The organism is Microbulbifer sp. ABF4_107 (genome assembly GCF_056312215.1).
In genome coordinates this window covers 3,764,659-3,787,106 of the sequence record NZ_CM149983.1, presented here as the reverse complement: position 1 = coordinate 3,787,106, position 22,448 = coordinate 3,764,659, and the positions used below count along the sequence as shown (strand labels likewise).

The 22,448-nt window shown below is 58.6% G+C and carries 21 protein-coding genes; 9 read left to right on the top strand and 12 right to left on the bottom strand.

The features are described 5' to 3' along the window. Window positions 1-178: 178 nt before the first annotated feature. Complete coding sequence (locus tag ACYX4K_RS15525; RefSeq protein ID WP_043319923.1) at window positions 179-433, bottom strand: GlsB/YeaQ/YmgE family stress response membrane protein; 255 nt, start codon at window positions 431-433, stop codon at window positions 179-181. A gap of 233 nt (window positions 434-666) precedes the next feature. Between ACYX4K_RS15525 and ACYX4K_RS15520 the strand changes: the two genes are divergently transcribed. From ACYX4K_RS15520 to ACYX4K_RS15505, 4 genes are all read left to right on the top strand, one after another. Beyond that, a complete protein-coding gene (locus ACYX4K_RS15520; protein ID WP_475091242.1) occupies window positions 667-1,590 on the top strand; it encodes a LysR substrate-binding domain-containing protein in 924 nt (307 codons plus the stop codon). Further along, on the top strand, window positions 1,587-3,716 hold the full coding sequence (recG, locus tag ACYX4K_RS15515; RefSeq protein ID WP_475091243.1) for an ATP-dependent DNA helicase RecG: 2,130 nt from the start codon (window positions 1,587-1,589) through the stop codon (window positions 3,714-3,716). The genes ACYX4K_RS15520 and recG overlap by 4 nt, the downstream gene beginning before the upstream one ends. 346 nt (window positions 3,717-4,062) lie before the next feature. Next, window positions 4,063-4,767, top strand: a complete 705-nt coding sequence (locus tag ACYX4K_RS15510; RefSeq protein WP_475091244.1) for a hypothetical protein — start codon at window positions 4,063-4,065, stop codon at window positions 4,765-4,767. A 260-nt stretch (window positions 4,768-5,027) separates the two neighbouring features. Then, window positions 5,028-5,708 carry a hypothetical protein gene (locus ACYX4K_RS15505; RefSeq protein ID WP_475091245.1) on the top strand — a complete coding sequence of 227 codons (681 nt, stop codon included), beginning with the start codon at window positions 5,028-5,030 and terminating at the stop codon, window positions 5,706-5,708. A 74-nt stretch (window positions 5,709-5,782) separates the two neighbouring features. Here the strand turns inward: ACYX4K_RS15505 and ACYX4K_RS15500 are convergent, their stop codons facing one another. Next, the gene (locus ACYX4K_RS15500) at window positions 5,783-7,105 is read right to left on the bottom strand and encodes a dicarboxylate/amino acid:cation symporter (protein WP_475091246.1); all 1,323 of its coding nucleotides are present in this window, start codon (window positions 7,103-7,105) and stop codon (window positions 5,783-5,785) included. Between the two features lie 344 nt (window positions 7,106-7,449). On the opposite strand from ACYX4K_RS15500, the gene ACYX4K_RS15495 reads away from it, so the two are divergent. The 4 genes from ACYX4K_RS15495 (at window position 7,450) to phoR (ending at window position 11,405) form a co-directional block, all read left to right on the top strand. Continuing rightward, entirely contained in the window at window positions 7,450-8,025 is a 576-nt protein-coding gene (locus ACYX4K_RS15495) for a chorismate--pyruvate lyase family protein (RefSeq protein ID WP_475091247.1), read from the top strand. 27 nt (window positions 8,026-8,052) lie between these two features. After that, window positions 8,053-8,952, top strand: coding sequence for a 4-hydroxybenzoate octaprenyltransferase (gene ubiA / locus ACYX4K_RS15490; RefSeq protein WP_475091248.1), 900 nt, complete (start codon window positions 8,053-8,055; stop codon window positions 8,950-8,952). Between the two features lie 130 nt (window positions 8,953-9,082). Next, window positions 9,083-9,787 carry a phosphate regulon transcriptional regulator PhoB gene (phoB, locus tag ACYX4K_RS15485; protein WP_043319916.1) on the top strand — a complete coding sequence of 235 codons (705 nt, stop codon included), beginning with the start codon at window positions 9,083-9,085 and terminating at the stop codon, window positions 9,785-9,787. 298 nt (window positions 9,788-10,085) lie between these two features. Then, complete coding sequence (gene phoR, locus ACYX4K_RS15480; RefSeq protein WP_475091249.1) at window positions 10,086-11,405, top strand: phosphate regulon sensor histidine kinase PhoR; 1,320 nt, start codon at window positions 10,086-10,088, stop codon at window positions 11,403-11,405. A gap of 76 nt (window positions 11,406-11,481) precedes the next feature. Here the strand turns inward: phoR and ACYX4K_RS15475 are convergent, their stop codons facing one another. From ACYX4K_RS15475 to ACYX4K_RS15460, 4 genes are all read right to left on the bottom strand, one after another. After that, entirely contained in the window at window positions 11,482-11,844 is a 363-nt protein-coding gene (locus ACYX4K_RS15475; protein ID WP_475091250.1) for a hypothetical protein, read from the bottom strand. 67 nt (window positions 11,845-11,911) lie between these two features. Next, window positions 11,912-12,526 carry a DUF938 domain-containing protein gene (locus ACYX4K_RS15470; protein WP_475091251.1) on the bottom strand — a complete coding sequence of 205 codons (615 nt, stop codon included), beginning with the start codon at window positions 12,524-12,526 and terminating at the stop codon, window positions 11,912-11,914. Between the two features lie 18 nt (window positions 12,527-12,544). Continuing rightward, complete coding sequence (gene yaaA, locus ACYX4K_RS15465) at window positions 12,545-13,324, bottom strand: peroxide stress protein YaaA (protein WP_475091252.1); 780 nt, start codon at window positions 13,322-13,324, stop codon at window positions 12,545-12,547. A 118-nt stretch (window positions 13,325-13,442) separates the two neighbouring features. Continuing rightward, a complete protein-coding gene (locus tag ACYX4K_RS15460; RefSeq protein ID WP_475091253.1) occupies window positions 13,443-13,934 on the bottom strand; it encodes a DUF4265 domain-containing protein in 492 nt (163 codons plus the stop codon). Window positions 13,935-14,006: 72 nt separating this feature from the next. On the opposite strand from ACYX4K_RS15460, the gene ACYX4K_RS15455 reads away from it, so the two are divergent. Further along, on the top strand, window positions 14,007-15,299 hold the full coding sequence (locus ACYX4K_RS15455) for a M48 family metalloprotease (protein WP_475091254.1): 1,293 nt from the start codon (window positions 14,007-14,009) through the stop codon (window positions 15,297-15,299). 78 nt (window positions 15,300-15,377) lie between these two features. Here the strand turns inward: ACYX4K_RS15455 and ACYX4K_RS15450 are convergent, their stop codons facing one another. The 6 genes from ACYX4K_RS15450 to ACYX4K_RS15425 all read right to left on the bottom strand — a co-directional run bounded on the left by ACYX4K_RS15450 (window position 15,378) and on the right by ACYX4K_RS15425 (window position 22,270). Then, a complete protein-coding gene (locus ACYX4K_RS15450; RefSeq protein WP_475091255.1) occupies window positions 15,378-16,178 on the bottom strand; it encodes a putative porin in 801 nt (266 codons plus the stop codon). 499 nt (window positions 16,179-16,677) lie between these two features. After that, complete coding sequence (gene phoU, locus ACYX4K_RS15445; RefSeq protein ID WP_475091256.1) at window positions 16,678-17,373, bottom strand: phosphate signaling complex protein PhoU; 696 nt, start codon at window positions 17,371-17,373, stop codon at window positions 16,678-16,680. 25 nt (window positions 17,374-17,398) lie between these two features. After that, the gene (pstB, locus tag ACYX4K_RS15440; protein WP_475093904.1) at window positions 17,399-18,139 is read right to left on the bottom strand and encodes a phosphate ABC transporter ATP-binding protein PstB; all 741 of its coding nucleotides are present in this window, start codon (window positions 18,137-18,139) and stop codon (window positions 17,399-17,401) included. 225 nt (window positions 18,140-18,364) lie between these two features. Continuing rightward, on the bottom strand, window positions 18,365-19,666 hold the full coding sequence (pstA, locus tag ACYX4K_RS15435; RefSeq protein WP_475091257.1) for a phosphate ABC transporter permease PstA: 1,302 nt from the start codon (window positions 19,664-19,666) through the stop codon (window positions 18,365-18,367). Beyond that, on the bottom strand, window positions 19,659-21,038 hold the full coding sequence (gene pstC, locus ACYX4K_RS15430; protein WP_475091258.1) for a phosphate ABC transporter permease subunit PstC: 1,380 nt from the start codon (window positions 21,036-21,038) through the stop codon (window positions 19,659-19,661). The genes pstA and pstC overlap by 8 nt, the downstream gene beginning before the upstream one ends. A gap of 164 nt (window positions 21,039-21,202) precedes the next feature. After that, window positions 21,203-22,270 (bottom strand): PstS family phosphate ABC transporter substrate-binding protein, encoded by a 1,068-nt coding sequence (locus ACYX4K_RS15425; protein ID WP_475091259.1) that lies wholly within the window; start codon window positions 22,268-22,270, stop codon window positions 21,203-21,205. Window positions 22,271-22,448: the final 178 nt, after the last annotated feature.

The following is a 22,448-nucleotide window of genomic DNA, read 5'->3' as shown; positions in this document are numbered from 1 at the left end:
AATAGTTGCCACGCCACATTCCACCGGGCGCCGCTTAGAATAGTTGGTTGAGTGTAATCTGTGAATTACTGTGAGTATGCAGTCTATTGGCTCTTTATAGCCAATTTAGACCGCTAAGTCTGTGAACCGGGCCCACAGTTCACTGCGAGCCCGGCACCGGGGTACTGCCGCGTTGCGGTCAGCCCCGGGATTTCACCAGCCGATAGATAAACAGCAAGATCACGGCACCGACTACCGCGGTAATAATGCTACCCAGTGACAGACCACCGGTGGTGCCCAGGCCGACAAAACTGCCCACCCAGCCGCCAATAAAGGCGCCGACAATACCGATGATCATGGTCACGATCCAACCACCCGGATCTGGGCCGGGCATGATCCATTTGGCCAGCGCACCGGCGATCAGACCAAGAATTATCCAAGACAAGATTCCCATAGCGATTCTCCGCTTTGTGTGTTTCGAACACTTGCCTACCATGTATAGCAAATAAAGCGCCATATCACCGGTTTGCGGCGCTAGTTAATAGCAAAAATTACTAAGTATAAACAATGCTAATAGCATTTTTTTCTAGTTTGTGACATTTACACAGGTGTCTGGCGGTTTTACTGGCCGCCAGGGGGTGTTTATGAATAAACTCTATCGCCAAGATTCATCTGATTGCGTTTGCCATGACACTGAACGAACTTCGTTACATCGTCACCCTGGCACAGGAGCAGCATTTTGGCCGCGCCGCAGAGCGCTGCTTTGTGAGCCAGCCGACCCTGTCCATCGCGGTGAAAAAGCTGGAGAAGGAACTGGGCGTTGCCCTGTTCGAGCGATCCAAGACCCGTGTACAGGCCACGCCCCTGGGAGAGCGTATCGTCGCCCAGGCGCAACTGGTACTGGAGCAATCCGCCGCGATCAAGGACATCGCCAGCGCCGGCAAGGATCAGCTGAGCAGCCCGCTTTCCGTGGGCGCCATCTTTACCATCGGCCCCTATCTGTTCCCGCACTTTATTCCCCAGCTGCAGCAACTGGCACCGCAGATGCCGCTGTATGTGGAGGAGGGCTACACCTCCACATTGCGCGGGCGCCTGCGCAAGGGCGAACTGGACGCGGTGATCATCGCACTGCCATTTACCGAACCGGACGTGGTGACCCAGCCCCTGTACGACGAGCCCTTCGTGGTACTGATGCCATCGGACCACCCGCTGGCAAAATTTGAAGCGCTGAAACCGGAACAGCTGTGCGAAGACAATGTGCTGCTGCTGGGTGAGGGCCACTGCTTCCGCGATCAGGTGCTGGAAGCCTGCCCGCAACTGCAGCAGTCCATCGAGAAAGAAGCGGGCAGTGGTCATATCCGCACCGCCGCCGACGGCAGCTCTCTGGAAACCCTGCGCCATATGGTGGCTTCGCGCCTCGGTATCACCGTACTGCCGCTGTCCGCCGCGGCCGCCTCCCAATACGCCACCGGCGTGCTGGTGACCCGTCCGTTTGTGGCGCCGGCACCGCAGCGCACCGTGGCTCTGGCCTGGCGTGCCAGCTTTCCCCGTCACCGCGCCATCGACATGCTGCGCGACGCGATCAATCAGTGCCAACTGAAGAGTCCGTGAGCCAGAAGCCAAGCAAACAAAAAAAACCGCCAGCGAAACCCTTAGCGGAAATACCGGTTACCGCCCTCAAAGGGGTTGGCGCCAAGCTGGCGGAAACCCTCGCCAAACTGCATATCAGTTCCCTGCAGGACCTGATGTTCCATCTGCCCGCCCGCTATCAGGACCGCACCCGCGTGGTGCCACTGGCGGGCCTGCGCCCGGGGATGGATGCGGTAGTTGAAGGCGAGGTGCGCGCCGCCGATGTGACCTTCGGCCGCCGCCGCAGCCTGGCGGTGCGCCTGCAGGACTCCACCGGCAGTATTACCCTGCGCTTTTTCCACTTCACTGCCGCGCAGAAAAATCGCCTGGCCCCCGGTACCCGGGTGCGCTGCTACGGCGAAGCCCGCCGCGGCAGCGCGGGTGTAGAGCTTTACCATCCGGAAACCGAGGTTCTCGGGGAAGATGTTTCGCCAACCGCACAAACCCTCACCCCCATTTACCCGCTCACTGAAGGCCTGGGCCAGGGGCGCCTGCGCGCGCTGATCGGCCAGGGACTGGACTGGCTCGCCGAGGGGAATGTCACCGAGCTGCTGCCCGCGGACCTGCTGCCGCGTTCACTGCAGATGCCGCTCGCCGGCGCGCTGATGTACCTGCACCAGCCGCCGGCAGATGCCGATCTGTCGCAGCTGGCCGAGGGTCAGCACCCGGCGCAACAGCGCCTCGCGCTGGAAGAGCTGTTGGCCCACCATCTGAGTCTGCTGGAATTGCGCCGCAGTGCCTCGAAGGTCAATGCGCCGGCGCTTTCCGCGAACGCGGCACTGGAGCGGGACTTTCTCGCGCGCCTACCGTTTACCCCCACCAAAGCCCAGCAGCGTGTGGGCCGGGAGATCGCCGAGGATCTCGCCGGCAGCGCGCCAATGATGCGCCTGTTGCAGGGCGATGTGGGCGCGGGCAAGACTCTGGTCGCGGCCCGCGCTGCACTGCAGGCGATCGGCGCCGGCTATCAATGCGCGGTGATGGCGCCCACGGAGATTCTGGCCGAGCAGCACCGGATCAATTTCAGTGGCTGGCTGGAGCCCCTGGGTATTACCGTGGCCTGGCTTACCGGCAGCATGAAAGTATCGGAAAGGCGCGCGCAACTGGCCGCGATCCACAGTGGCGATGCCCAGTTGATAGTGGGTACTCACGCACTGTTTCAGGAAGGCGTCGAGTTTCACCGCCTGGCCCTGGTGATCATCGATGAACAGCACCGCTTCGGCGTGGCCCAGCGGTTGCAGTTGCGCGAGAAAGGTTCGGTTGAAGGTGCTCCCGGTAAACAGCAGCGTACCCAACCCCACCAGCTGATCATGACCGCCACCCCGATTCCACGCACGCTGGCCATGTCCGCCTTCGCCGACCTGGACTGCTCGGTGATCGACGAATTGCCGCCCGGTCGCCAGCCCATCAACACCGTGGCCATCTCCAGCGAGCGCCGTTACGACGTGATGGCGCGGGTGCACAGTGCGGTGCAGGAAGGGCGCCAGGCCTACTGGGTATGCACCCTGATCGAGGAATCCGAAACCCTGCAGGCTCAGGCTGCGGAGTCCACCGCCGAGGAACTGGCAGATACCCTGAACGGGGTGCGCGTGGCACTGGTACACGGGCGCATGAAGCCGGACGCTAAAGATCTCGTGATGAAGGCCTTCAAGGCCGGCGAAGTGGATTTGCTGGTGGCAACCACCGTGATCGAAGTGGGCGTGGATGTGCCCAATGCCAGCCTGATGATTATCGAAAACCCGGAGCGTCTGGGACTCGCCCAGTTGCACCAGTTGAGAGGTCGGGTAGGGCGGGGAAGCATCGCCAGCCACTGCGTGCTGATGTACTCCACTCCGCTCTCGGCCAACGGCCGCGCGCGTCTGCAGGCCCTGCGCGACCATGCGGACGGCTTTGCCATCGCCGAGGAAGACCTGCGTCTGCGCGGACCCGGGGAGATTCTGGGCACGCGCCAGACCGGCGAAATCCAGCATCGCATCGCAGACCTGCAGCGGGATGCCCACCTGCTCCCCCAGGTACAGAAAATCGCCGCGGCAGCGCAACTGACAGCAGAGTCCCGCGCGGCCCTGGTGCGCCGCTGGCTGCACAACAAACCACGCTTTGCCGAAGCCTGAGGTTACGACTTCGCAAAACTTCTGCCGCTTTCAACTCACCCTGATCTCCGTCCCCATACCGCCCGATTGCCCGTTTTGAGAACCGGCGCACGCATTTTTAAACACCGGCTTATTGCCGAGACCACCAAGTCATAGTCGGTCACTAATATTTTTGCGCTCCCGCCGCAGCAGTGGCAGCCTGCCCAAAAGAGCTATGCAGCCAAATAACAGGGTGAATCAAACCACCTCCCGAAGTCCGGCAGGCGTATCGCCGGTCACACACCACAATCAATCGCGTTCATCCGCCCCGCGCCGGTGAACCAAGTGGCTGCAATCCAGTCAGCCTCAGCAATCAGGAAGCTTCCCGGTGATCTATCTGTTACACCCCGGCCAATTAATCCGCCACCTGCCGTCACTCGGCGTACTGTTGTGCGCCGCACTGTCGTACACCTGCGCAAATGCCCAGGGCCTGTTTGGCGGCAGCGACGAACCCATCCCCCATCTCACCCTCGCCCGAACAGAAGTGGCCGCAGAGGTACCCACCCCACTGGTGGGGAATGACTTTGAAAGCATGCTGGCGCAGGCAACGAACAACGGCACCCTCAGCGCCGCCAAAGAGACCGCAAACCAAGAATTTGCCAACTACCTGCGCACCCGTCTGGACGGCGCCCTGCGCGAACTCCTCGCCGATGAAAACATCCCGCTGTACACCGATAATAATTCGTTCATTCTTTACAACTTCTTTGATATTTCCGTAGTAAAGCGATTGAGCGGCCTCAAGAGCGGTGGCGACTACGAAATCGAGAGAGGCAGCCTGAGCGCCAGCGGCGACTACCACCTGCGTCTGCAGGCACCCGGGGAGCGGTTGCTGGTGGAGAGGCGTGTTGACATTGGCGATCTGCGACTGAAGGGTAAGTACCGGATCAAGACTTCCTTGCGCGGCGATGCGGGGGAGGACAACACCACCGAAGAGTTGCGCCAGATGGCGGACCAGCTGGTGAAGCGGGTCATCGATCGTATCGAAGACGATCTGGAAGCCGACGCCCTGCGCGAGCTGAGCAGTCGCGGCTGACAGCGGGCACAACTCCGCGCCACCATCCTGGTGGCGCCCACCCCCTAATTGATCCCCAAATCCTCCGCTGCGACCCACCTCACACAACTGACTACCACTGACGCACAAGTCACCGAAATTTTTTGCTCTCCGCATCGATAAGTGGCAGCCTGTGACGGACGTCTAAAAATTACAGAGCGAAACCATTCGCCGTGGCGCGCCCAATCAAACAGCGCCAAGAAAAATTATCCCGGTATAAAAATCAAAACAGGGAGCGATGCATGAGAACCCAAGGAATCCGTCGGCTACTCGCCGTCGGTGTGTGTAGCCTTGCGCTATCCACCAGTACCATTGCCCAGGACAGCTTCTGGGGGAACGACGACCACACCCCCAGTCTGGTCATTGCCCCGACTGAAATCGAGCTCGATGTACCCATGCCGGTTTCGAGCGGCAATATGCAGCTGATGCTGGCACTCGCCGGCAACGGTGGCGGTCTCGCCGATCTTAAGAAGGAAGCAATCCGCAATTACACCCAACACATTCACAGTGAACTGGCGCGGGTGCTGTTTGAGTACCTCGAGGATGAAGAAGTACCTCTGGTTGCGGAGAATGGCCTGCTGAACCTGCAGAACACGATCAACCTCAAAGTCATCAAGCACCTGAGCGCGATGAAACCCAAAAGCGACCACGACCTGGAACAGGGTAATGTGACCCTGAACGGCGAATTTCGCTACGTCCTGAGCAACCGCAGTGGCACCGCGCTGCGTGAACAACGCATCAGTATCGACAATCTGAAAATCAGTGAGAAATACCGGGTGCGCAGCTATCACGACAATCGCGCCGGCGAAGACACCACCGAAGCAGCCATCAAGGAAGCGCTTACGGAAATGGTTGAAGAACTGGTGGAGGCGATGGAGGACAACCTCGAAGCCGACGAATTGCGGGATATGGCCACGCTGTAATTGCGAAAAGTGCCAGAAATGAAAAAGGGCGAGCCGCGCAACGCGCTCGCCCTTCTTTAGCTGCAGGAAGGCGATCAGGCCGCGGAAGATTTTCCTTTGCCCTTGCCCTCACCCTCACTTACCACACTGTTGTAGTTGTCGTCATTGAAGGTATCCACGTTCAGCGCCCCCTCACTTTTCGCAACAATCGTGCTCACCACTGAATCCCCGGTAATGTTCACCGCCGTGCGCACCATGTCGAGCAAACGATCCACACCCATCACAATGGCAATGCCCTCAACCGGCAGGCCTACCTGGCCCAGCACCATCGCCAGCATAATCAGACCCACACCCGGCACACCAGCGGTGCCGATAGACGCGAGAGTCGCGGTCAGAATCACCGTCAGGTAACCCATCAGACCGATCTCGATCCCATACAACTGGGAGATAAACACCGTCGCCACCCCCTGCATGATCGCCGTACCATCCATATTGATGGTCGCACCCAGGGGAACAGTGAAAGAGGCAATCTTGTTATCCACACCCAGACGCTTCTCCACCGTCTGCAGCGTCACCGGAATCGTCGCCGCGGAAGACGCGGTACTGAAGGCAAACGCCATCGCCGGGCGCATTTTCTTGATCAGCTTCACCGGGTTCAGCCCCGACAGCAATTTCAGCAGCAGCGGATAGACACCGAAGGCGTGGATCATCAGCGCCAGCAGCACCACCCCGAAATACTTCGCCAGAGTCGGAATCGCCTCCAGTCCCAACAGCGCAATCTTGTTCACCAACAGCGCAAACACCCCGTAAGGTGCAAACACCATCAGCACACCCACCATGCGCAGAATCACCTCGTTCAGATCATTAAAGAACGCCGCCACCCGCTGACCCGGCTTGCCGCTGCGGGAAATCGCGTAACCCAGCAGCAGGGCAAACACGATGATCTGCAGCATATTGCCTTCCGCCATCGCCATTACCGGGTTGGTCGGGAAAATATTGACCAGTACATCCGACAGCGGCGGCGACTCCTTCGCCTCGAACTGCGTATTCGTCGCAAGGTGCTCCATACCCACACCGGGCTGAATCACCAGCGCCAGCAGCAGCGCCAGTGAAATCGCCACCGCCGTTGTGCACAAATAAAGCAGCAGCGTCTTCCCCGCCAGCACACCCACCCGGCTGCCCTCGGACAACGCGCAGGCCCCGCAGATCAGCGATACCAGCACCAGTGGCACCACCATCAGTTTCAGCGACGCAATGAAAATCCGTCCGATGATGTCGAACAGGCCATTGGTGAGGTAATTGTTGATAAATCCGGTAACCGTCGCACCCAACACCTGACTGGAGTTGAGTACATTGAACAACAGGCCAAGCAAGATCCCCGTGATCATGGCCAGTACGATTTTTTTGGTAAGCCCCATGGTCCGTCCTGTTTTTGCATCCACCTTTCAAATGGCAGATTTTCTGATCGTTTTTCAGCGCTAATTATATTCGGGCGAAGGTGGTGATACCGGGTACAGTCTTGTGAGACCTTCAAAAACAGGATGTTTTTGCAGAGCCCCCATGGATGGGTTCACGGCGTGTCTCACAAGACTGTGCCCGGTAGCGCCACCGCCACCGGGTTTGTTCAGAGCCTCTTAACTGGGTAAAGGCAGTGCGTCACTATATCCACCCCACCCCCAAGGGGCAAAGCGAGTTCCCCTCGTGTCCGCCTCAGGTACAATGCGGTTAATTCAAACCAGCATAACCCCGCGCGGAGTCTGCGTTGTACCACTCCCCCTTTGAGGCCATCGGCGACTGGCACCCACAACCCCTCGAAAGCTTGCACGGCCACACCCCGCCGGACCACCTCCTGCCCTGGCTGCAACACAAAGGGTCCCTCACCGCCGCCCTCAAACACCTGAGCCACGGCGAGTTTAGCGTACAAATACTCAACCAGGGCTGGCACACACCCAACCTCGAAGAGCGCCGCGCCCTCAACCTCAAAGAGCGCAACCGCGCCCTGATCCGCGAAGTCCTGCTCTACGGCAGCGACACCCAGCCCTGGGTTTACGCCCGCAGCGTCCTTCCCGAGCGCACCCTCGCCGGCAAATCCCGCTACCTGCGCAGCCTCGACAACCGCCCCCTCGGCGAACTCCTGTTCAGCCAGCCGGACATCCGCCGTGGCCCCATCGTCCTCAATCAGCTAAAGCGCAATTCCCAGTGCCAGCTGGCGGAACTGGACCAGAGCGAAACCCACGCCTGGGGCCGCCGCTCCACCTTCTGGCTGCACGACAAACCCCTGCTGGTTGCAGAGACCTTCCTCAGCGGGTTCAATCCCCACAAACCGCCAATGATCTGAAGAGACAGGAAGAATACGGGAACTGCCATGCAAGCCATTCGCCAACAAGTCCAGCAGCGCTTCGCGCAGCACTGGCCCAGTATCCAGCCCTATTGGCAACTGGCCCGGCTGGACAGGCCCATCGGCTCGCTGCTGTTGCTCTGGCCCACCTGGGCCGCGCTGTGGATTGCCGCAAAGGGCTGGCCGGGGCTGCACCTGTTTGTAGTGTTTACCCTGGGTGTGATTCTCACCCGCGCCGCCGGCTGTGCCATCAACGACTTCGCCGACCGCAACATCGACGGCCACGTAAAGCGCACCAACCAGCGCCCCCTCGCCACCGGCGCCGCCACCCCGAAAGGCGCACTGATGCTGTTCGCCGGCCTGATGCTGCTGGCATTTTTACTGGTGCTCACCACCAACAAGCTGACCATTCTGCTGTCGCTGCCGGCGCTGGCGCTGGCCTTCTGTTATCCCTTTGCCAAACGCTACACCCATCTGCCCCAGGTGGTGCTGGGTGCGGCGTTCAGTATGGGAATCCCCATGGCATTTGCCGCGGTCACCGATGAGGTACCGGCGGTGGCCTGGGTGCTGTTTACCGCCAACCTGCTGTGGACCGTGGCCTACGATACCTTTTATGCCATGGTGGACCGGGACGACGACCTGAAGATCGGGGTGAAGTCCACTGCCATCCTGTTCGGCGACATGGACCGGGTGATGACCGGCTGCCTGCAGGGCATGGTGATCCTGGCTCTGTTGATGCTGGGAGGGCGCGCGGATATGGGCCCCCTGTATTACGGCGGTGTTGCGGTAGCTGCCGGGCTGTTTTGCTACCAGCAGTGGCTGATTCGCGCACGGCAACGAGAAGCCTGCTTCAGGGCATTCCTGAACAATAATTGGGTGGGTATGGCGCTGTTTGCAGGCATATTTTCCCACTACCTGTGGAATTAAGCGCAGACACCGACCCGCAAGCCGCGCTTCCCGTACGGCTGTCATATTTTTGTCACTAAAGTGACGTTAAATGGCCACTCTAGAATAGTCAGTTAAATGACAATCACTTCAGTTAGGGTATGGCAGGCAGATGCACAGCAAGACGATCCTCATAGTCGACGACGAAGCCCCGGTGCGGGATATGTTACGGGTAGCACTGGAGATGGCGGATTACCGTTGTCTTGAGGCGGAAAATGCCCAGGCGGCCCACGCGCTGGTCATTGATGAGAAACCGGATCTGATTCTGCTGGACTGGATGCTGCCGGATGTTTCCGGGGTTGAGTTGGCCCGTCGCCTGAAGCGGGATGAGCTGACTTCTTCTCTGCCGATCATCATGCTCACTGCCAAGGGTGAGGAAGATCACAAGATCAAGGGTCTGGAGACCGGTGCGGACGATTACATTACCAAGCCGTTTTCACCGCGCGAGCTGGTTGCACGCCTGAAGGCGGTGTTGCGCCGCGCGGGCCCGAGCACGCCGGAGGAGCCGCTGACGGCGGGTGGCCTGGTGCTGGATCCGATCAGCCACCGGGTGACGATCAATGGCAATCCGGTGGATATGGGTCCAACCGAGTTCCGCCTGCTGACGTTTTTCCTGAGCCATCAGGAGCGCGCTTATACCCGCACCCAGTTGCTGGACCATGTGTGGGGTGGCAACGTGTATGTGGAAGAGCGCACCGTGGATGTTCACATCCGTCGCCTGCGCAAGGCCCTGACGGTGGATGGCCACGAGCGCTACATCCAGACCGTGCGCGGCACCGGCTACCGCTTTTCTGTACAGACCGCGGAAAGGGTGTAACCTACACCCAAGAATTGTAGAGGGCTCCGTAGCGAGTCCTGTGGCGGCCGAGCACCAGGTAAAAGTTTTTGAAAAAATTGTCGGGAACAATTTTCAGCAGCTTTAGCTGCCCGTAGGGCTGAGCACACGGATGTGCTCAGCTAAACCGCTGTGAATACTTCCCTGTACGCTGCGTCGGCGACATCCCTGTCGCCGACGCTTTCAAAAACGCCTACCCGGCACTCGACCTTCGCTTAGAACCTCGGTAGTTTTTCCTATTACCGGGTTTACCTACCTGAAACAAGATGGCCAAACCATCATGCTCGATCGCAGTATTGGCGAGTTTTCCCGCTTTATCATTATCGCCCTCGGCACCACCATTCTCGGTTTTGCCAGCGGCCACTGGTGGCTGGCGCTGTGCGCTGGTCTTGCCGCCTATGTTTTCTGGTTGCTGTGGCAACAAAATCAATTTGACCGCTGGCTCGCCAACGGCCGCCGCGGCCCGGCGCCGACGAATTTTGGTGTGTGGGGGGATATCACCGACGATTTCTACCGCATGCAGCGCCGCCACCGCAAAGAGAAGCAGAAGCTCCACGCGATGCTGCGGCGGGTGCAGGACAGTACCAGTGCATTGCGCGAGGGTATTGTGGCGCTGGAGGACGATGGCAATCTGGCGTGGTGGAACCCTGCCGCCGGGCAAATGTTGCGTTTACAGCCGGACGATGCGGGCCAGCCGTTGGTCAACTTTGTGCGCGACCCGCGTTTTGTCGAGCATATGTACGAGCGAATGAGCGGCGGCAAGCGGGCGAATCAGCAGCCGATTACGCTGCCGGCGCCGGGGGATGATTCGCGGATTCTGCAGGTGGAAGTTACGCGCTTCGGTCAGGATGAAGCGCTGGTGATTGTGCGGGATATTACCCGGCTGCATAACCTGGAGCAGATGCGGCGGGATTTTGTGGCGAATGTTTCTCACGAGCTGCGCACACCGCTGACGGTGATCGCGGGTTACCTGGAGACGCTGCAGATGAGTGGCCAGGCGCCGCGCAATTGGGACAGGCCCCTGGGGCAGATGAGTGAGCAGACGGTGCGTATGACCGGTCTGGTAAACGATCTGCTGTTGCTGGCGCGGCTGGAGACATCCGAGCGCGACAGTGGGCGCGACCGGGTGTCGGTGCGCGAGCTGATGGAACGGGTGGCTGGCGAAGCCCGCTCACTGAGCGGTGAGCGGCATGAGATTTCTGTGGCCTGCGATGAGGACTGCACGATTACCGGGGACGCCGGTGAGCTGCACAGCGCCTTTGCCAACCTGGCGTTTAATGCGGTGAAGTACAGCCCGGATGGCGGACCGATTGAACTGCGCTGGCGCATGGATGCCAGCGGTGGGCATTTTTCGGTGAAGGATTCCGGTATCGGTATCGACCCGGTGCATATTCCGCGTCTGACGGAGCGCTTTTACCGGGTGGACGCCGGTCGCTCCCGCGAGAGCGGCGGCACCGGTCTGGGTCTGGCGATCGTCAAGCATGTGCTGTTACGCCACAGCGCCAACATGAACGTAACCAGTGTACCCGGCCGCGGCAGTACCTTTACCCTGAATTTCCCCCGGCAGAAGCTCACCCAGGCCAGCACCGCCACTAGCTGACGGCTACAAAACTGACTGCTATAAAAAAAGCCCCGAGAGGGGCTTTTTCGTTTCCAGCATGGAAAGACTTCAACGATTACTCCAGCTCTTGCAGCTGCCGGGACTCTCCCGCGGCGGTGTACTGCACTGGAGCATCCGGGGATACCCCCTCCGATTTGCGCTTTTCCACGGTGATATGCACCAGCTTGCGCGCGCTGTCGCGGATCAGGATATGTTCGCGGCCCTCGTCATCCACCGGCAGATTGCGTTCGCCCAAAAGCCCGTCGCGCAGGGCACGCAGCTGGGGTACATCCCGGTAGCGGTCCAGGTCCTTGGACAGCTTGTGCTTCATGCGCTCGGATTCGTGCAATGCAGCAGCGTATTCGCGATATTTACCGAAGAAAAACACGGCAGCAACAGCGGCGAAGATAGCGAGGGCGGTTTCTAACCATGGGGGCATAGTGATGTTTCCTTGTCCTGCGATTGTTCGTTTTTAACGCCCGCTGTAGGAGCCTCCCTGCAGGGTCCTACAAAGTGCGGTTCTCACTCATTTGCCACACCAACAACTGGTTGTTGGCAGGCAGGTAATTGTTTTCGATTCGCTGCAGCCCCTGGGCTGCCGCCAGCTGATCCAGCCACTCCAGATCGCGAATCCCGCGCAGTGGGTCCTGCTCTTTCAGCCACACATCAAAACCCGCATTGCCGGGACCAATATACTCGCCGGCGATTTTCACCGGGCCGTATACGATTAACTGACCACCGGGCTGCAATACCCGCGGCAGTTTATGGAAAAACGTGTCCACTGCGACGGCCGGCATAATATGCAGTGTATTGGCGGTAAACACCGTGTCCACCCGCAATTCGGGCCAGTCGCCGGTCACATCGAGCGCAACCGGTACCGGCAGGTTGGCCGCGGGGCGGTTGCCGAGCCAGGCCTGCACCTCGTGCAGGTTCTGCGGGCGCTCGGAGGTCTGCCAGGTGAGATGGGGCAGGCGCGGGGCGAAGTACACCGCGTGCTGGCCGGTGCCACTGCCGATTTCCAGCACATGACCGCTTGCGGCCAGCAGGCGTTGCAGCTGGTCGCAAATGGGTTCGCGATTGCGCGCGGTGGAGGGCGCGTCTGGTAGTTCGCTATCCGTCATGCTGTCCTGCCGCCCTCGTCAGGCCGGCTGTTCGTCGCGCAGGAACACCCAGTCGTTGCCATGGGAATGCTCTTCGCTGAAAGTGTAACCGGCAACATCAAAGTCTTTCAGCTGCTCGGCCCTCTTTACCCGGTTGTCGATGGCCCAGCGGCTCATCATGCCGCGGGCTTTTTTGGCGAAGAAACTGATCATCTTGTACTGGCCGTTTTTCCAGTCCTTGAAATGCGGGGTAATAATTTCCCCCTGCAGTTTCTTTTTCTGCACGGATTTGAAGTACTCGTTGGAGGCCAGGTTCACCAGCTCCTTGCTCTTGAGTGCCTGCAGCTGAGTATTCAGGGCCTCGGTAATCTTGCCATCCCAGAATTCATACAGGTTCTTGCCGCCGCTGTTGGCAAACTTAGTGCCCATCTCCAGCCGATAGGGCTGCATCAAGTCCAGGGGGCGCAGCAGGCCGTAGAGGCCGGAAAGCATGCGCAGGTGCTTTTGCGCAAAGGCAAAATCCCGCTTGCCCAGGGTTTCCGCTTCGAGTCCGGTATACACATCGCCCTTGAAAGCGAGCAGGGCAGGGCGGGCATTGTTGTCGGTGAACGGGCGCTTCCAGCTGTGGAAGCGGTCGTAGTTCAGAACCCCCAGCTTGTCCGAGATCTTCATCAGACTCGAGATATCCTGCGGACTCAGGGCCTTCAGCTCCTTGATCAGCGCCGCGGACTCCTTGAGAAAATCCGGCTGGGTGGTGTCCAGTGCGGGGATTTCACTATCAAAATCGAGGGTTTTTGCGGGGGAGATAACGATAAGCATAGGGGAACTCGAAAGCGGTCAATGACTTGCGTCATCCCGGCGCATCATGCCGGGATCCAGAGTCCGGAGTGCTGGATTCCGGCCTACGCCGGAATGACGGTGGTGAGAGGGCGTCGGATTATTCTGGCTTCAAAATGTCCTGCCACCAGTTGAGTGGCGTCTGGCCATCCACCGGATCGTACACATTGCCGTAGTACCAGACACTGTTGGCACCGTCACAGACACTGTTGAGAATTTGCTCGATCTCGGCGAAACCACAGCTTACATGGATGCTGTACACCAGCAGGCGTGGGCTTTCCAGATCCAGCTCACCACCGAGCTTTTCCAGCTGCGGGGTCAGTTGATCGGAGAGCTTGGTGCTGTCTTCGCGGCAGAAGATACGCACCGCCAGGTTGCCGGAGCGCTTGACCAGCTCGAAGCTGGGCTTCTCCGGATCTTCCCGGTTCACCTTGATGGTGTCGCCGCTGGCGATGCCCTTGATAAACGCCGGAGAGCGCACCAGCTGCACGCTGTCGTCCTCATTGACCCGCACCTGCATGCGCTCGACCACCGGCTCCCCGTCAGGGTTGGTACCGGCAAACAATTCGATAATCTGCAGTGCGGTCGTCATAACCTCTCTCTCCGGACTGTGTACAATATTCGGCGATAAAATTTGCGAAGCGCATTATACAGGGAGAGGATCATGTTTCCGCGTTCAATCTCAAACCGCCTGCTGGCCACCGCTATTGCCGCTTCTCTGACCGGCGGTATCGCTGGCTGTGCGGTCAACCCGGTGACCGGCAAGAAAGAGCTGTCACTGATGTCCCAGGGCCAGGAAGTGGCGCTGGGCGAGCAGCAATACCCCAAGGCCCAGCAGACCCAGGGCGGTGAATACCTGGTCGACCCGGCCCTGCAGAGCTATGTCAGCCGTGTAGGCCAGAAGCTGGCGAAGGTTTCCGATCAGCCAAACCTGCCCTACGAGTTTGTGGTGCTGAACAACTCCACTCCCAACGCCTGGGCCCTGCCCGGTGGCAAGATCGCCATCAACCGCGGCCTGCTGGTGTTGCTGGAAGATGAAGCCGAATTGGCCGCGGTCCTCGGCCACGAAATCGTTCACGCCGCCGCCCGCCACTCCGCCGCCGCCATGTCCCAGCAACAGATCCTCGGTGCGGGTATTGCCATTCTCGGTGCCACTACCCAGAACACCGGTTACGGCGATCTGATTTCCCTGGGCAGCCAGTTTGGCGGCTCCGCGTATATCGCCAAGTACGGCCGCGACAACGAGCTGGAGTCAGATGAATACGGTATGAAATATATGGTGGCCGCCGGCTACGACCCGCAGGGTGCGGTGGGGCTACAGAAGAAATTCGTGGAGCTCTCCAAGGGCAAACAGTCCGGCGGCCTCGACGCACTCTTCGCCAGCCACCCGCCGTCACAATCCCGCGTCGATGCGAATATTGAACACGCGAAGAAGCTGGGTGGCGGCGTCACCAACCGCAACGAATACCAGCGCGCCATTGCCCAGTTGAAGAAAGATGCAGACGCGTATAAAAGTTACGACAACGCGGTGGCCGCCGTTCAAAAGAAAGAGTACGACCGCGCCCTGACCCTGACCCGTCAAGCACAGAAGCAACAGCCGAAAGAAGCGGCCTTTTACGCGCTGGAAGGGGATTTGCTCGCGCAGAAAAAGCAGTACCAGTCGGCTCTGCAATCCTACGAAACCGCGGTGCAGAAAAACCCGACGCTGTTTTCCAACTGGCTGATGCGCGGCATGCTCAATGCGCAACTGAAGAACTACACCGCCGCCGAGCGGGATCTGCAGCGTTCCACCAGCTATCTGGACACCCCCCACGCACACTATTACCTGGGCCAGGTATACGAGCAGCAGGGCAATACCAAAAATGCACTGAGCCAGTACCAGATCGCCGCCCAGTCTTCCGGCGATATTGCCACCAAGGCGCAGGCGCGGGTGCAGGCGCTCAGCAACAAGGGCTGATTTTTTACCAGACCCCAGACGCAAAAAAGCGGGCGAATTTCTTCGCCCGCTTTTTTTTGGATAATTTCCTTGAGGAAATTACAGCTGAACGGTTACGCCCAGGCTGAATACATCCAGATCGTCATTATCGCGGCTGGAGCCATAGGAAACTTTGGCCGCAACATTGCGATTGAAGAAGTGGGTAGCGTTAAACTCGTAGTTTTCCGCTTCGTTATAACCCGCGCCGATGGAGGTGTTTTCGTTGAAATAGAATTCAGCCTCACCACCCCAAAACAGGTCTTGACCATCAATATCGATCAGCGAGAGTTCGGTGGTCAAGTACTGGCCGCCCGAAAGAGCGGTGAAATATTTTGCAGATACTGCGCGAGAATCGAACTCATCGTCCACCTGCGCGGTAAAGCCGATGTAATCATTGCCGCTTAGCTGATGGTTGTACTGAGCGCGAGCAAACAGAACTGTATCGGTATCTTCAATTTTTACTGCTTCCACTTCAGCGAGGAAGTTCGGAGTAAACAGGAAGCCCGCACCAGCGCTGTAAGCGTCACGGAATTCGTTATCTTGCACCTCACCGAATACTTTCCACTGGCCGGTGAAGTACTCACCGCCAACATTCAGACTGTCGCTATCACCGCCGTCATAATCTACGTAGTCAAAACCACCGTAAATATTGGAAACCGGCAGAATGTAATTGAATTCCTTGCGCGGGCCCAGAGTCTCCAGCGTGCCGAAGTAATACTTGGAGTCAAAGCTCAGTGTATCAATGTCCGCCACGCCATTATCACGGCTCTCGTATTCAGCGTCGGTAAAAGAATTATATTGCTCCGCGGAAGCAACCGCAGAAACCAGCATCAGAGGAAGTGCTGCAAACTTGAACTTCATAGAAGTGTTCCCTGTTTAATTTACATCTGTACTTTGGTACCCGTTTGATTTGCCCGTTTGATCCCTCTCTCAAAGACCAGCCAATAAGGCACCCGGACAAATTCGGCGCGGATTCTAAGTGCAGGAAAATTTAAGTGCAACGAAAAGAATTAATTGCGACGGACGTCTCAAATACAATTTGAATTCGGTAGTTTAACTACAGCCGCCAGGGTATTTTGTCGCTGGGGAACTGAACCGAAGCTGAATGTATTTCGTTTTAGAAAAATTACGGAATATTGCGTGTTAACGCGAGCTTCGGTAAGGCAGGGGATTAACTCTTTACGCTTTGGCATTACCAAACAAGCGATTAATTCCTGTAAGCGATTCTCAATTAAAAATGGCACTAAAGTTCAGGTGAAAAAAATGGCCGCAATTTCGGCCATTTTTATTCAGGGTGTAATTAAATGTAATCTGGAATTAATACAAGCAATCCGAACTTGCCGTTGATTACAGCGCGCTGTTATCGCATATTTTTTTCATTGCCGTGGCGAATATCGGCACCCTTTACCAGGTAAACCACCTGTTCGCAGATATTCTTTGCGTGATCGCCAATACGTTCCAGCGAACGCAGGGTCCACAGCACATTCATCACCCGGGAAATACTGCGCGGGTCTTCCATCATATAGGTGACCATCTCGCGGATTGCGCTGCGGTAGTCCATATCCACCTGCTCGTCTTTGGCCAGGGTTTCCATGGCGGATTTGACGTCGAAGCGGGTGTAGGCGTCCAGCGCGTCATTGAGCATCTTGCGTACGGCGTTGGCGATATGGCGGATCTCGGTGTAGCCGCGCGGGGCGGTGCCTTCGTCGGTCAGGGCGATGGCCATCTTGGCGATCTTGCTGGCCTCGTCACCGACGCGCTCCAGGTCGCGGGCGATGCGGATTACCGACATCACCATACGCAGGTCAGACGCCGCCGGCTGGCGCTTGGCGATAATCAGGGTCGCGTGCTCGTCCACTTCCATTTCGCAGCGGTCGATTTCCTCTTCCACCTGCAAAACCTTTTCCGCCAGCTCACTGTCGGCGTTTGCGAGGGCTTCTACGGCATCGGCTACCTGACGGGTCACCAGGCCACCCATTTCCAGCATTTCCGTCTTGAGGCTTTCAAGATCTTCGTTGAACTGGCGGGAGATGTGTTGATCGAAATGCATATCCATAGCGTTTTGTGGGCTCCCCCCAACCTTAGCCGAAACGGCCGGTAATGTAGGCTTCGGTGAGATCGTGTTCGGGATTGGTGAACACGGTCTCGGTGTCATTCACTTCCACCAGCTTGCCGAGGTGGAAGTAGGCGGTGCGCTGGCTGACCCGCGCGGCCTGCTGCATGGAGTGGGTGACGATGGCGATGGTGTAGTTCTCGCGCAGTTCGTCGATCAACTCCTCGATGCGGGCGGTGGCAATGGGATCCAGCGCCGAGCAGGGTTCGTCCATCAGGATCACTTCCGGGCTCACGGCAATGGCGCGGGCGATACACAGGCGCTGCTGCTGACCGCCAGAGAGGCCGGTGCCGGGCTTGTCCAGGCGATCCTTCACTTCGTTCCACAGGCCGGCGCGACGCAGGCTGTTTTCCACGATTTCATCCAGTTCCGCGCGGCGGCTGGCGATGCCGTGAATCTTGGGGCCGTAGGCGACGTTGTCGTAAATGGATTTGGGGAAGGGGTTCGGCTTCTGGAACACCATGCCGACACGGGCGCGCAGGGGCACCACGTCCACCTTGGGGCCGTAGATGGCCTCGCCGTCCAGGCTCAGTTCGCCTTCCACGCGACAGCCCTCAATGGTGTCGTTCATGCGGTTGAGGCAGCGCAGGAAAGTGGATTTACCACAGCCGGATGGGCCGATCATGGCCACCACCTGGTTGCGGCCGATATCCAGGCTCACATCGTGAATCGCCTGAGTCTCGCTGTAAAACACATTCACGTTGCGCATGCGCAGCTTGGCGTCGTCGCAAAACGGCGATCCGACGGTACCGTCCACTTGGCTATTGGGATTAGCCGCTCTGCTTTTCACTTCCGGGTTTTTCACTGAAGAGGGCTCCGCTACCGGTTGGGTGGCTTCTTTCTGCGCCGGTACAGCTTCGCCGGCGTTCAGGGTCATGGTACTCATGGCTCTTTCTCGATTCGCTATCTTAGCATTCACAGGTAACGGGGCGCGTTACCAGCGGCGTTCAAGTTTTTTACGCAGCCACACTGCGCAGGTGTTCATGGTGATCAGGACTGCCAGCAGTACCATGATCGCGGCGGAGGTGCGCTCCACAAAGGCGCGCTCGGGACTGTCGGCCCACAGGAAAATCTGTACCGGCAATACGGTGGACGGATCGGTAATGCCGTGGGGCACATCGACGATAAACGCCACCATACCGATCATCAGCAGCGGTGCGGTTTCACCCAGGGCCTGGGCCATACCGATAATCGCACCGGTGAGCATGCCGGGCATGGCCAGCGGCAGTACGTGGTGCAGTACCACCTGCATGCGCGAGGCACCCATGCCCATGGCCGCCTCGCGAATGGAAGGCGGCACGGACTTGAGCGAGGCGCGGCTCGAAATAATGATCGTCGGTAACGTCATCAACGTCAGCACCAGGCCACCCACCAGCGGCGCCGAGCGCGGCAGTTCGAAGAAGTTGATAAAGATCGCCAGGCCCAGCAAACCGAACACGATGGACGGTACCGCGGCGAGGTTGTTGATATTCACCTCGATCAAGTCGGTCCAGCGGTTCTTGGGGGCAAACTCCTCCAGGTAAATAGCTGCGGCAACACCGATGGGGAAGGACAACGCCAGGGTAACCAGCAGGGTAAACAGCGAGCCGACCAATGCCGCGCGGATACCCGCCTGTTCCGGTTCGCGGGAGTCACCATTGGTAAAGAAGGTGGTGTTGAAGCGCTTTTCCAGCTCACCGCTTTCGCGCAGCGCCAGAATCCATTCCGCTTTCTGCTCGGAGGTGCGGCCGAGGAAACCCTCTTTGGATTTGGACAGACTCTTTACATAGGTGTCCACATCGTCATCGGCGTTAAACCACAGGGTTTCGGTTTTGCCCAGCAGCTGCGGGTTTTCCTGCAGACGCTCGCGCAGTTCAAAGCCGGCACCATTGGATACCAGCGAGTAGAGCTCGCGCTTGTCGCGACGGCCGGTTACTTCCGGGAAGCGCTCGCGCAGGGCATTGCGAATCACCGCATCAAAGTTGGCCCAGGCCAGGCTTTCGTCGTCCACGGTTTCGATGCCGAGGGCGGCCGGGTCGTAGGTCACCTGCAGCTGGATATCCGTCTGCACAAAGGCACTGCTGCCCTTGCTGATGATATCGGTGAACAGCACCAGTACCGCAAGCACGCCAAAGGCGATACTCGCGATGCCAAAACCACGGAAGATTTTTTCCTTGCGGTGACGACTGGCGAGCCGCGCTTCGATACGCTCGCGGACCTGCTTCTGGGTCAAGTTGGATTGAGTCAGATCAGTCATACTGTTCCCGGTATTTTTTCACTACGTGCAGGGCGATAAAGTTCAGAATCAGGGTGCTGATAAACAGCATCAGGCCGAGGGCAAACGCGGCGAGGGTCTTGGGACTATCAAATTCCTGGTCGCCCACCAGCAGGGTCACGATCTGCACCGTTACCGTGGTCACCGACTCCAGCGGATTGGCGGTGAGATTGGCAGCCAGACCCGCGGCCATCACCACAATCATGGTCTCGCCGATCGCGCGGGATACTGCCAGTAGAACACCACCGACAATGCCGGGCAGCGCGGCAGGGATCACCACTTTGCGCACGGTTTCGGATTTGGTGGAACCGAGTCCGAGAGCGCCGTCGCGCAGGGACTGGGGCACCGCGTTGATCACGTCATCAGAGAGCGACGACACGAACGGAATAATCATTACCCCCATCACCAGACCGGCGGCCAGGGCGCTCTCACTGGAGGCCTCCAACCCTACGGACTGGGCCACTTCGCGCACGAAGGGTGCCACGGTAAGCGCGGCGAAGAAGCCGTACACCACCGTGGGGACACCGGCGAGAATTTCGATCAGCGGCTTGGCAAAGGCACGCACCTTGTTGCCGGCGTATTCCGCCAGATAAATGGCGGACATCAATCCCACTGGTACCGCCACAAACATGGCGATGGCAGACACCATCAGGGTACCGGTAAACAGCGGCACCGCACCGAAGGCGCCGCTGGAGCCGACCTGGTCCGCGCGCAGTGCCATTTGCGGGCTCCAGTGCAGGCCAAACAGGAATTCGGTCACCGGAACCGACTGGAAAAAACGCAGGGATTCGAACAGCACCGACATCAGGATGCCGACGGTGGTGAAAATGGCAGCGGAGGCACAGGCCAGCAATATTATGCGCAAGACCTTTTCCACCTTCTCGCGCGCACGCAGTTCCGGTGAAATACGCAGCAGAGTATATGCACCAAGGCCCGCCGCCAGAATCAGGGTAATTGTGGTCTGTAGCCACTGGCCGCGCTCGCGCAGGCTGAGCAGATGATCCGCGGCCGCCTGGATCTGCGGGGTGGTACCCCCAATCAGGTTGCCCGCGGCCAGATTCTGAATCTGCGCGTAGAGCAAATTCTGACCAGAAATGGACTCCGGCTTATCGGCAATACCACCCATCACGAGGGTGCGGATGATGGCGTCGTCAAACAATAGCCAGAACCCCAAAATCACCAGGGCCGGCAGGCCGCACCAGAGTGCGGTATGCACCCCATAGTAATTGGGCAGGGAGGCGAGACTGCGCACACCACCGCGACTGCGGGCGGCGGCGATGGCGCGGCTAAAGCCGGTACCGTAAGCCACCAGAACCAACAGCAACAGCAGTGCGAAGAGAGTGGGGGTCTGCATCGATTCGCTCGGTTATCTGTATTGGATTAAAACGCCGGCCATTATCCGTAGTTGGGGCCGTAATTCCATGAGAATAAAAACAACGCCGTATATACGTAAACGGCCAAGCCCCCGTTTCAGAAAGGGGCTTGGCCGGTAAATCCATCTACCTGTGTAGCGGGTTCTTATTTAGCAGCCAGATTACCCAGTGCGTTCAGCTTACGCACATTGGTGGCAACCTGCTGACGCTTGGCGTCGGGCAGCGGGATCATGCCTTTGTCGGCCAGATAGCCTTCTTCGCCCCAGGCGCGATCATTGGTGAGTTCCGCCAGGAACTGTTTGATGCCGGGCACCACGTCCACGTGGGCTTTCTTTACATACACGAACAGCGGGCGGGAGACCGGGTAGCTGTTATCGGCGATGGACTCAAAGGTAGGCTCCTGACCTTCGATCACGGAACCCTGCACCTTGTCCGCGTTCTGGTCGAGGAAGCTGAAGCCAAAGATGCCCAGGGCATTGGGGCTGGCAACCAGCTTGTTAACGATCAGGTTGTCGTTCTCACCGGCTTCCACGTAGGCGCCATCTTCGCGCACATTGTGGCAGATCGCTTTATAGGCATTCTTGTCGGAAGACTTCTTGGCCGCGATCCAGTCGAACTTCTTACAGCCACCTTCCATTGCCAGCTCGGCGAAGGCGTCGCGGGTACCGGAAGTCGGGGGCGGACCCAGCACTTCGATTTTGGTCGCCGGCAGGGTCGGATTTACGTCTTTCCAGGTTTTGTAGGGGTTCTCAACCAGTGTTTGAGAGCCATCCGGGTTCGGTACGTCTTTGGCCAGGGCCAGGAAAATGTCCTTGCGGGTCAGTTCAAACGGCTTGGAAGTCTTGGCGTTGGCCAGCACGATGCCGTCGAAGCCGATCTGTACTTCTACCACATCCACGCCGTTATCGTTACACATGTCCAGCTCGGACTGTTTGATGCGACGGGAAGCGCCAGTGATATCCGCGGTGCTCTCGCCCACGCCCTGACAGAACAGCTTCATGCCGCCGCCGGTACCGGTGGATTCAACAACCGGGGTCTTGAACTGGGTAGCGCGGCTGAAGCGCTCGGCAACCACGGTAGTGAACGGATAAACAGTGGACGAGCCCACGATGCTGATATGATCGCGCGCCGCCAGGGCAGCGTTGGACGCCGCGATGGTCAGGGCCGCCAGGGCCGAGGCCAGTACTTTTTTGTTCGCAGAACGGTTGTTCATGATTTCTCCAGAAATGGTCGCGAATTGGTCGAGAATTAGTCTGTAGTCTCTGCACGCCGCGCATGCTATTTCGAACTGGTGACGATTCTATGAATGAAAAGTTACAAACAGATTACAGAATGCAGCGCAGTTTATGACCAGCAAACCTCACGCGGTCAGTTCATTCCGAGCATCGCAA